The organism is Bradyrhizobium sp. (assembly GCF_049519115.1).
Taxonomy (GTDB): domain Bacteria; phylum Pseudomonadota; class Alphaproteobacteria; order Rhizobiales; family Xanthobacteraceae; genus Bradyrhizobium.
The window spans coordinates 1-8,338 of sequence record NZ_JBEKRB010000112.1; the positions used below are offsets into that span (position 1 = coordinate 1).

Genomic DNA, 8,338 nt, shown 5'->3' on the forward strand with positions numbered 1-8,338 from the left:
TTTGCCTACATCGAGGGCTTCTACAATCGAACGCGTCGCCACTCGGCCATCGGATATCTCAGCCCGATCGAGATGGAGCTAAAAGCAGCTTAACCCTGTCCATTTTTTCGGAGGAAGATCATCCCCGGACAAGATCCCAACGAAGCCTATGACGTCGGCCACTTGCCGGACCGCGAGCACGATCTCCCGCCGGATTGGTGGACGGTCTTCTGCAATGGGATTCCGGTTCGCCATTGCGCTCCAGACCGGCGTGACCTGGCTGAGCGATACGCCACAGATCCGGAATACCGCCTGAACCTGGTCGCGACGAAGCTGCACGACCGATGATCGCTCGCAAGCCGCTCGAACTTCCTCCCGCCGTCGCCCGCGCTTTCGTCAAGGACATGAAGGCGTTCTTTGCCGAAGAGGATGGTCACAAGCGCGACGCCATCGCCGTGCGCCAGCTTCACGCGCTGAAGCAGCACCAGGGGCCACGAGAAAAGGCGCTAAGGCTTTCCGACGTGAAGTCGATGTTTCTTGAAATGAAGGGCCACTAACCAAGGAGGGATCGAGGATGCCGAAACCAATGAAAGTAAAGTTTTTCATGGGCTCAACAACTGGCGAGCTCGAAGAACGAATAAATGCTTGGCTCGATCATCTAAGCGCCGCATCAATCATCCGGACGGAAACGAGGGTGGCGACCGTCGAGGAAAAGCCGGATGACGGAAACCATCCATGCATCGTCGTAACGATTTGGTATGAGCTTTCGCAAGCATGACGTTTTTCGAAACCCCGTTGCGCCGCTAAGAGACCGCCTTCGGGGCGGTCTTTGCTGTGCACATCCGATTGACTCAACCCCCGCGCGAGGAGTGAGATGGGCTTTTCAGATTAGCAGTTGGTCTCGAACCCCGACCTTCATACCGCGGATCGAGGCTTTCGCGTCGACCGCGTCTCGCGCAAGTATTGCTGCGCGGTCGCATTTTCGTTGGCTTTTCTGACCGCGGAATTGCCGGCGATCTGGCTGAATGTCATCAAACCAATCAGCGAGATGCTGAGCACGGATGCGATAGCGAGCTTGGTGACAATACGAAAATTCTGGACGAGTTTTAACATGAGGTTTCCTCGTCGCTTCCGGCTGGCGCAAATTCAGTTTTCTTAGAAATGTTGTGTCCAGGAGCCCGTGAGGAAGCGTTGCTATTGATTTAACCCCGTAGACTTACTGCCTCGTTAGGCCAGCGGCTGCCATGACTACCCGAAAAGTGCCCATCATTTCCCAGACATGGACAATCCACTCGGATGAAGCGACGACGATCGCGCTTGCGACTTTCGGCTCCGACCACGTAAAATACGGGGGCGGATTTTGGCTACCCGCCCTCCTCAAATCGGGCGAGTTCCGTTTTCGGCCCGGTTTCCTCTATTGGTCAAAATGAGATACTGAGATCATTGGCAAGTTTGTGATTTTAGCCCATCGCGGTGACCCTGCTGACAGAACCCGACATATCTTCGACGCCGAACATGTCGGCACTCATCCGTGCGAAAGACTGGTCGAAGACCGCGCTTGGTGATGCAGATCGTTGGCCACCAAGCCTTACGCTGGTTGTAAATCTCCTGCTCGCTTCGGGCTTCCCAATGGCCGTCCGGTGGGGGCCGGATTTTGTGATGATCTACAACGACGGCTATCGGCCCATCCTCGGCGAAAAGCACCCCCGCGCGCTCGGCTTGCCGTTTCGCGAGGTCTGGCCGGAAGTTCAGATGGAACTCGCTCCTTTGCATGAGAGCATCTTGAGCGGCGAACGCAGCGCCTTTTTCGCGGAAGATTTCCTTCTCAGGATTCAGCGGCATGGCTTTCGGTGGGAGGATGCGCATTTCACCATCAGCTACAGTCCAATCCCGGACGCTTCGGCTCCCAGCGGAGTCGGTGGGGTGCTTATCACCGCCGTGGAGACGACAAATAGGGTGCTGATGGAAGGCGCTTTGCGCAAGAGCGAGGAAAGATACCGATCCGCCATGCATCTGGGCCGGATCGGAAGCTGGGAGGTCGATTTTGTCAGGGGGATCCGAACCTGGACTCGCGAAGGAATGGCGCTCTTCGGGATCGATTTACCGGACGGTCTTGGGCAGCTCGGTGGTCAATCGGATGAGTTTCGTCAAGCAATGCATCCCGAGGATCGACACTTGCTTGGCGAATATCACGCCTTGACGGACAAGCAAGACTCTTTCCCCGCCGAATACCGCATCCTGAAATCGGATGGTCAAATACGTTGGCTCGCGGGTTATGGGCACGTGCTCGATCGGCAACCGAATGGCCGCGCACATCGCGTCATCAACGTCGCCACGGACATCACCGAACGCAAGGCTGCAGAGACACATCAGCGCTTCCTGATGCAGGAACTCTCACATCGGTCCAAGAACCTGTTGACCCTCGTGCAATCGATCGCAGATCAATCGTTTCGCAAAAGCAAGGATCAAAAGGATTTCCAAAGTCGATTAAGCGGCCGGCTTGGCGGCCTCGCGGCCTCGAATGCCCTGCTGGCGCGTGGTGACTGGCGCGGAAGCTCCTTGCGAGAGCTTATCGAATTTCAGCTCGCTCCCTTTATCGACCGGTCCAGCTCGCAATTGGAGATACGCGGACCGGAAGTCAATTTGGTGGCCGATGCCAGCCAGGCTATCGGACTGGCCCTGCATGAACTCGCCACCAATGCGGTCAAACATGGCGCGCTATCGTCGTCGCACGGACGGCTCTCTATTTCGTGGACGGTTGATCAAACGCCCAGCGCAGGCCGCTTGAAGCTGGATTGGCGCGAGCGCGGAGGTCCCGTGGTGACCACGCCGAAGCAAAAGGGCTTTGGGCATGTTGTGATCAAAAGCATGATTGAACAGGCCGTCCGTGGAAATGTCGAACTCGACTTCGCCAAGGAAGGGCTGCACTGGTCGCTTCAAGCCCCCGGGAGTGTTTTTCTACGATAGGACTTAAGCGGTAGAGCAAGTGCGTCAGCGTAGGCGTGGCATTTTTCTTCGAGAAGAATGTGCCGGTTCTGGCGTGTCAGGAATCGCGGTCGGCCTCCATTCAAGGTTTGACGTTCGAACCCTGCGATTACTCCAGACTTTTGCAAACCAAGTCAGCCATCTTCAACTCGGCAGTCGCAATTTCGGCGAGTTTGCCCCTTTTGGCATCTCGCCCAAATGAGCCTGGGAGTATTCTTCGTTACAAAAGGTGCAAGCTAAAACCACCTGGTCCCTTGGCAGGAGCGTCAAAGGTCGTTTGCAACGCGGACAAACCGGCCACTGTGGAGGTTTTTCCATAGTTGTCTACTATCGCTGGATGGCTGCGTGATAGTTTGATCTGGAACAATGCGCTCCGTTAGCTGACCAAATCAGGCGACTAGGCAACAGCTCTCCGATTGCCGGAATTATGCAGCTTTCTGGGATCACCCGATCTGGCGGCGGCGGATCGATAGTCTATCTCTGAACAAGTATCCGGTGCCGAACCCAGCGCCGAGAACGGAAGCCGCTGAGGACAGGAGTTCTGTTCAACGTCCGCTTGGTCGATTTGAATTGATCGCGCGGCCCTTGCGTCGGCAAGTGTCTTCGACGGCATCTCCCCGATCACGGTCCTGTAGGCGCCAGAAAACTCTCCCATGTGATGAAAGCCATGAGCACCGGCGCTTGACTTGACGGTCAGCCCCGCCGCGCCGGAACGCAGTTGATTCCTCACCATCCAAATTCGCTTGACGCGCACGTAACGATGCGGGGAAAGCCCGCAAATGGAGTGCACAGCGTTATGTACCGTTCGCCGCGAAATTTTCATGGCCCCGGCAAGCTCGCTGAGGTCCATTTTCGCGGCGGGATCGGATTGGAGCAGAAAATCTATTTTGTCGATGATCTCGCGGTAACGGCTCATGCGCAGCCCTCGAGCCTACCCTTTGGCCATAGCCGCCGCTTCTGCCGCTGCCCTCTGTATGCTCGAAGACATCTCGCTTGTCACCGTGCTCTGCTCCTCCACGGCGGCGGCTGTCGACGTCACATACTCGCTGACATTTTGAATCGCGCTCTTGATGGAAGCGAGCGCGTCGACCACGTCGGTTGAAATACCGTTAAGACTGCCGATCTCCTGGCTGATCTTGTCGGTGGCCTGCTTCGCTTGGTTGGCAAGGTTCTTGACCTCGGCAGCGACCACCGCAAAACCTCTGCCGGCTTCACCGGCACGGGCCGATTTGATCGTCGCGTTCAGCGCAAGCAGATTGATTTGTCCCGTAATATCCCCGATGATCTCGACGATCCCGCTCATCGAATTTGCGGCGCTGGACAGTTCGCTTGCTCATCCGCGGCAGCCACCTGTTCCACAGCGACGTTCGCCGTTTCCCTGGATTTGACCATCGCTTCCGAAATCTCGCGCACGGAAGCATTGAGCTCTTCTGAACCGGCGGCAACGGACTCCATCATCAAACGAACACGCTCGTTGCCCAAGCGCGCCAGCACCTGCCGCGTCGTATCCGAGGCGTATTTGACCACCTTGAAAGGCTTGCCGTTAAGGTCGAGAATTGGATTGTAGGAGGCTTGAATCCAAACCTCCTTGCCGCCACGCCCTATTCGCTTGAATTCGCCAGCCTGATATTCGCCGCGATTCAAGGCGGCCCAGAAGGCGCGGTAACCTTCGCTGGCACGCTCGGAATTCTCGACGAACAGGCTGTGATGTCGGCCCTCGATCTCGCTGAGCGAGTAACCCAGCGCCTGAAGGAAATTGTCATTCGCCGTAATGATGGTACCGTCCATCTTGAATTCGATGACCGCCTGAGATTTTTGGATCGCCGAAATCTGACCGGCGAGATCAGCATTTCTCAGCTTGTCCGCCGTGATATCGGTTGCGAATTTAACGACCTTGAACGGCTTGCCTTTCTCATCGAACACCGGATTGTAGGAGGCGATGATCCAAACGTCGCGGCCCCCCTTGGCAACGCGCCTGAATTCGCCGGCTTGATATTGGCCGTTGTTCAGGTTGGCCAGAACTCCTGGTTGCCTGGGCTGTTATGTTCTTCCGGGCAAACAAACATGCGATGATGCTTGCCCCTGATCTCATCGAGGCTATATCCGAGAGCTGAAAGGAAGTTCTGGTTGGCCGTTACAATCGAGCCATCCATGTTGAACTCGATCACGGCCTGCGCCTTGCTGATCGCGTCCGATTGGGCGGCATAGCTTAGGTTCTGTAACCGGACAGCGGCATCGCTCCACTCGACAGCAATGCCACAGCGTTTTCCGTCGCGCCCTTTCGCCGGTGCAGCGACGAGATCGAATGATCGTCCGCCGACCTTGATGGTCGCGGTGTGGACGCTGTTCAGCTTCTCAAGCATACGGCGCTGATGCGCGGGATTTTTATGAAAGCAGTCGATATTCTTGCCGACCAACTCTGATGCGCGAAACTCCGGCAAGTCCTCTTGTATTTCCTTCTCCGCGCTCGCGAGCAGTTCTTTTACCGACGGATTCAGGTAGACGATATTGAGGGATTCATCTGCTATCATGACGCAAGCCGACACCTCGAGTGTCGCCTGCGCTTTGTAGAAATCCGCACGTGGCGTCCGGCCAAACATATAGTTCCTCGCGATCGTTGAATTGAATTGCAAGCGAAAACCGAAGCTAACTCGCATTTTCGAGAATTAAACCGATGGGATTAATCCCGGCTTTGTATGCTTCTTGCCAAGACGAGCCTTCATCCCAACTCGTCGATCCGTCACAGAGCTTCGACAGTTGCAGTCGCAATCCGCAGCATCTTCTTCATATCGTTGATCTTCTCTTCCAGCATCGCCGTGTCGAACCTGGATTTGTCCAATACCGGCATCGACGCATCCAGGAGCTTCATCTTCCAATCCAGCAGAGATAGTGCCAACCGCATCTCAAGTTTGAACCGCGCCTTGATTTCGAGTATCCGCTCGACTTCGGTCATCGCCGCCTGATCGGATTCGATAGGTCGAAGCCTGCGCGCTGCACTGCCAAAATCGATCGTCACGCCCATCTGTGCGAACCCTTTTTTCTGCCCGGCTGTTGCCCGCTCTTGATTAGGTGAAACGGGGTTAGCTTCGCGTTTGTCCGGTTCCTGCCATTCTCCGGCGTAGGAGCTGGCATTATTCGGCCAGTGCTGGCACGAAATGGACTCGCGTCCAGGTTCCGCGCGCAATCGAAGATTGGTAGCTCCGCTGGAAATTAGCCGTAAAATTACGGTTCCCGGGGGATTCGAAGCTTGGTTTACCTAGTTCGCTATCCGGTGGTGCGCTCGCACGATAGTGATTTCGCACGCCATCAACTCACCAACACTATGGCGCGATCGGATTCGATGCGCGTGACGGTGATTTCGGAATTCGGGCAAGCTACGCGCGCCTCGCCTCTGTCGGCATAGCGTTCTGTTCCTATGACAACGCCGTTTCACTGTTGTTTCCCGAAGACGGCATTGTCCGCCAATTCTTTTCGATTGAGGGCGCAGCGGGTTTTAGCACGGCAAACGCAAGCCAGCCGATCGGGGCATGGAGCCCTGTCATCCCGGGCGAATCCAGACTTCGACTGGACTTCACGCCACGCTATAAACAGCTGGTCCTGAGGCTTGACGGATCGCTGCTCGAGCGCTCGATGGCCAGCCTGTTGGGAGACACCGGCGACAGAAAATTGGTCTTTTCAAGTGACAAGCCGGATTCGGCGCGCATGTCCTTCGTCCGCCAGGACCTCTTTCGACTTGTGGACGAACTTGACCGGTTCGGCCCGGATTATTCGCCCATAGCTATCAGCGAGATTGAACGCAATCTCGTCTTCAGGTTTTTACTGGCGCACAGACACAATTTTACCGACCGCTTGCAGCAGGAGCCGTCGAGCGCAAATCGCGCCGTGGTCGACACAGTCGAGGCTTTCATCGAGGCAAATTGGGATAAGCCAGTTGATGTTGAGCAACTCGCCGAACTCGCCGGCACCAGCGTCAGAACCATGTTTCGTCAATTCGCTCGCGCAGGCCGGGATTCGCCTGCGCAGTTCGCCAAGCGCATCAGGCTCCAGAAGGCCGCCGAGCTTCTGAGAATACCAGATGAGAAGACGACCGTCACCGGCGTGGCGTTCAGATGCGGCTTTCAGAATCTGGGGCGCTTTGCTTCCGAGTACGCCCGACTCATCGGCGAATTACCGTCGGAAACACTTAAGCGCTCAGCCTATCCATAGCGTTAACTCGTCGGTCATCGATTTCGTCGGCGCATGGGTGTGCGGGACTGACGGCTCGCTGACGAAGGCGCCGTCCATCATCACGCAAGACTACAAGAAAGACTACAAGAACCGTGTCGGCCACAGCATGGTGCGCCACATATGGGCTGACGGGCCGCTGTCGAGGCCGAGCCCCTCTTTCGGCTGCTTGAAGTGACGACCGATAATGTCGGTAAAGTCGTCAAGGTCGACCTTGGCATTCGGATCGAAAGAATAGAGATCATGAAGGGTAATCAGGCGCGCCGTCATATAGTGCTTGTGATTACGGGCGCGCTTGTACTCGTCGACGAGATAGGGCTCGGGCTGAAAATCGGGACCGAACCATTTTACGTAGGCTTCGGGATATTCGTAGCCGACGGATTCGTCCGCGAAGAAGCGTAGTGCCTGGTGGGCACGCACGGCCCAGCTCACTTCCTCGTCCACATAGGGCTCGATCATCTGGGCGCCCCAGTAGCCGTGGTCGCACCTGATGAAACTCGCAACCGCGATGTCGTGCAGGAGGCAGGCCATGATCACTTTCTCGCTTTGGCCGGCCTTTTTCGCGTGCGCTGCGCTCTGCAGCAAATGAGAAGTCGACGCGAAGCGGCACTTGAAATAGTCGATCAGGGTGGGCTTGGCCGGCATTTTGGGAAGGCGCGGGTCTTCCTTCATGATGAGATATTTGCCGGGATTGCGCGCCAGCGTTGAAGCTGTCTCGTCGGTCACCTTGCCGTCGGCCAGGTTGAACAGCGCCGACTTGACGACGACGCGTTCGAGCTCGTGCATCATGTGCTCTTCGAGCTCATCGGCGCGTTCGGATAATGTCATGGCTTGCGCGTGATCATTCATCTCGATCTCCTCGCTGTGCGGATCGGCCAACGTGCCCAAAAAATCTGCACGAACTTTTCGCACAAATTTTCGACGGCCGAATCAAACAATACGCCGCAATGAACTTATTCTATCAGAATCGTCCGGCGAGCCGGCAGCTTTCAAGCGAATTGGCGTCGCAGCGTCGGTTCTTTCCACGCCCGCGGAACTTAGTTGCGTTAAGAAGCTCGGGCACGAAACATCGCCCCGGAAACGACAGTATTCCCTGATGGCCCGTCAACCTTGGCGGCCCCGAAGTCCGATTTCCGCTCTGCCCCGAAAA

8 protein-coding genes and 1 pseudogene are annotated in these 8,338 nt (G+C 56.3%); 4 read left to right on the forward strand and 5 right to left on the reverse strand.

Annotated elements, in window-relative coordinates:
• The first annotated feature begins 323 nt into the window (after positions 1 to 323).
• Both ABSE61_RS34985 and ABSE61_RS34990 read left to right on the forward strand, forming a co-directional pair.
• Positions 324 to 536: a hypothetical protein gene (locus tag ABSE61_RS34985; protein ID WP_423875739.1), complete on the forward strand. Its 213-nt coding sequence runs from the start codon at positions 324 to 326 to the stop codon at positions 534 to 536.
• 17 nt (positions 537 to 553) lie between these two features.
• Positions 554 to 757 carry a hypothetical protein gene (locus tag ABSE61_RS34990; protein ID WP_423875740.1) on the forward strand — a complete coding sequence of 68 codons (204 nt, stop codon included), beginning with the start codon at positions 554 to 556 and terminating at the stop codon, positions 755 to 757.
• A 137-nt stretch (positions 758 to 894) separates the two neighbouring features.
• On the opposite strand, the gene ABSE61_RS34995 is transcribed toward ABSE61_RS34990, so the two are convergent.
• On the reverse strand, positions 895 to 1,092 hold the full coding sequence (locus ABSE61_RS34995) for a hypothetical protein (protein WP_423875741.1): 198 nt from the start codon (positions 1,090 to 1,092) through the stop codon (positions 895 to 897).
• A gap of 546 nt (positions 1,093 to 1,638) precedes the next feature.
• On the opposite strand from ABSE61_RS34995, the gene ABSE61_RS35000 reads away from it, so the two are divergent.
• Entirely contained in the window at positions 1,639 to 2,946 is a 1,308-nt protein-coding gene (locus ABSE61_RS35000) for a sensor histidine kinase (protein ID WP_423875745.1), read from the forward strand.
• Between the two features lie 415 nt (positions 2,947 to 3,361).
• Here ABSE61_RS35000 and ABSE61_RS35005 read toward each other — a convergent pair whose 3' ends face one another.
• The 3 genes and pseudogenes from ABSE61_RS35005 to ABSE61_RS35015 all read right to left on the reverse strand — a co-directional run bounded on the left by ABSE61_RS35005 (position 3,362) and on the right by ABSE61_RS35015 (position 6,148).
• Positions 3,362 to 3,880 carry a helix-turn-helix domain-containing protein gene (locus ABSE61_RS35005; RefSeq protein ID WP_423875742.1) on the reverse strand — a complete coding sequence of 173 codons (519 nt, stop codon included), beginning with the start codon at positions 3,878 to 3,880 and terminating at the stop codon, positions 3,362 to 3,364.
• Positions 3,881 to 3,895: 15 nt separating this feature from the next.
• Positions 3,896 to 5,564: pseudogene (locus tag ABSE61_RS35010) on the reverse strand (methyl-accepting chemotaxis protein).
• A 140-nt stretch (positions 5,565 to 5,704) separates the two neighbouring features.
• On the reverse strand, positions 5,705 to 6,148 hold the full coding sequence (locus ABSE61_RS35015) for a hypothetical protein (protein ID WP_423875743.1): 444 nt from the start codon (positions 6,146 to 6,148) through the stop codon (positions 5,705 to 5,707).
• A 179-nt stretch (positions 6,149 to 6,327) separates the two neighbouring features.
• Here ABSE61_RS35015 and ABSE61_RS35020 point away from each other — a divergent pair, with 179 nt between their 5' ends.
• Entirely contained in the window at positions 6,328 to 7,170 is an 843-nt protein-coding gene (locus ABSE61_RS35020; protein WP_423875746.1) for a helix-turn-helix transcriptional regulator, read from the forward strand.
• Between the two features lie 102 nt (positions 7,171 to 7,272).
• Here ABSE61_RS35020 and ABSE61_RS35025 read toward each other — a convergent pair whose 3' ends face one another.
• The gene (locus ABSE61_RS35025; RefSeq protein ID WP_423875744.1) at positions 7,273 to 8,037 is read right to left on the reverse strand and encodes an HD domain-containing protein; all 765 of its coding nucleotides are present in this window, start codon (positions 8,035 to 8,037) and stop codon (positions 7,273 to 7,275) included.
• Between the last annotated feature and the right edge of the window lie 301 nt (positions 8,038 to 8,338).

Bases quoted from the DNA above. Each gene is read 5' to 3' on its own strand.
- ABSE61_RS34985 (WP_423875739.1), top strand. From the start codon at position 324: ATGATCGCTCGCAAGCCGCTCGAACTTCCTCCCGCCGTCGCCCGCGCT.
- ABSE61_RS34990 (WP_423875740.1), top strand. From the start codon at position 554: ATGCCGAAACCAATGAAAGTAAAGTTTTTCATGGGCTCAACAACTGGC.
- ABSE61_RS34995 (WP_423875741.1), bottom strand. From the start codon at position 1,092: ATGTTAAAACTCGTCCAGAATTTTCGTATTGTCACCAAGCTCGCTATC.
- ABSE61_RS35000 (WP_423875745.1), top strand. From the start codon at position 1,639: ATGATCTACAACGACGGCTATCGGCCCATCCTCGGCGAAAAGCACCCC.
- ABSE61_RS35005 (WP_423875742.1), bottom strand. From the start codon at position 3,880: ATGAGCCGTTACCGCGAGATCATCGACAAAATAGATTTTCTGCTCCAA.
- ABSE61_RS35025 (WP_423875744.1), bottom strand. From the start codon at position 8,037: ATGAATGATCACGCGCAAGCCATGACATTATCCGAACGCGCCGATGAG.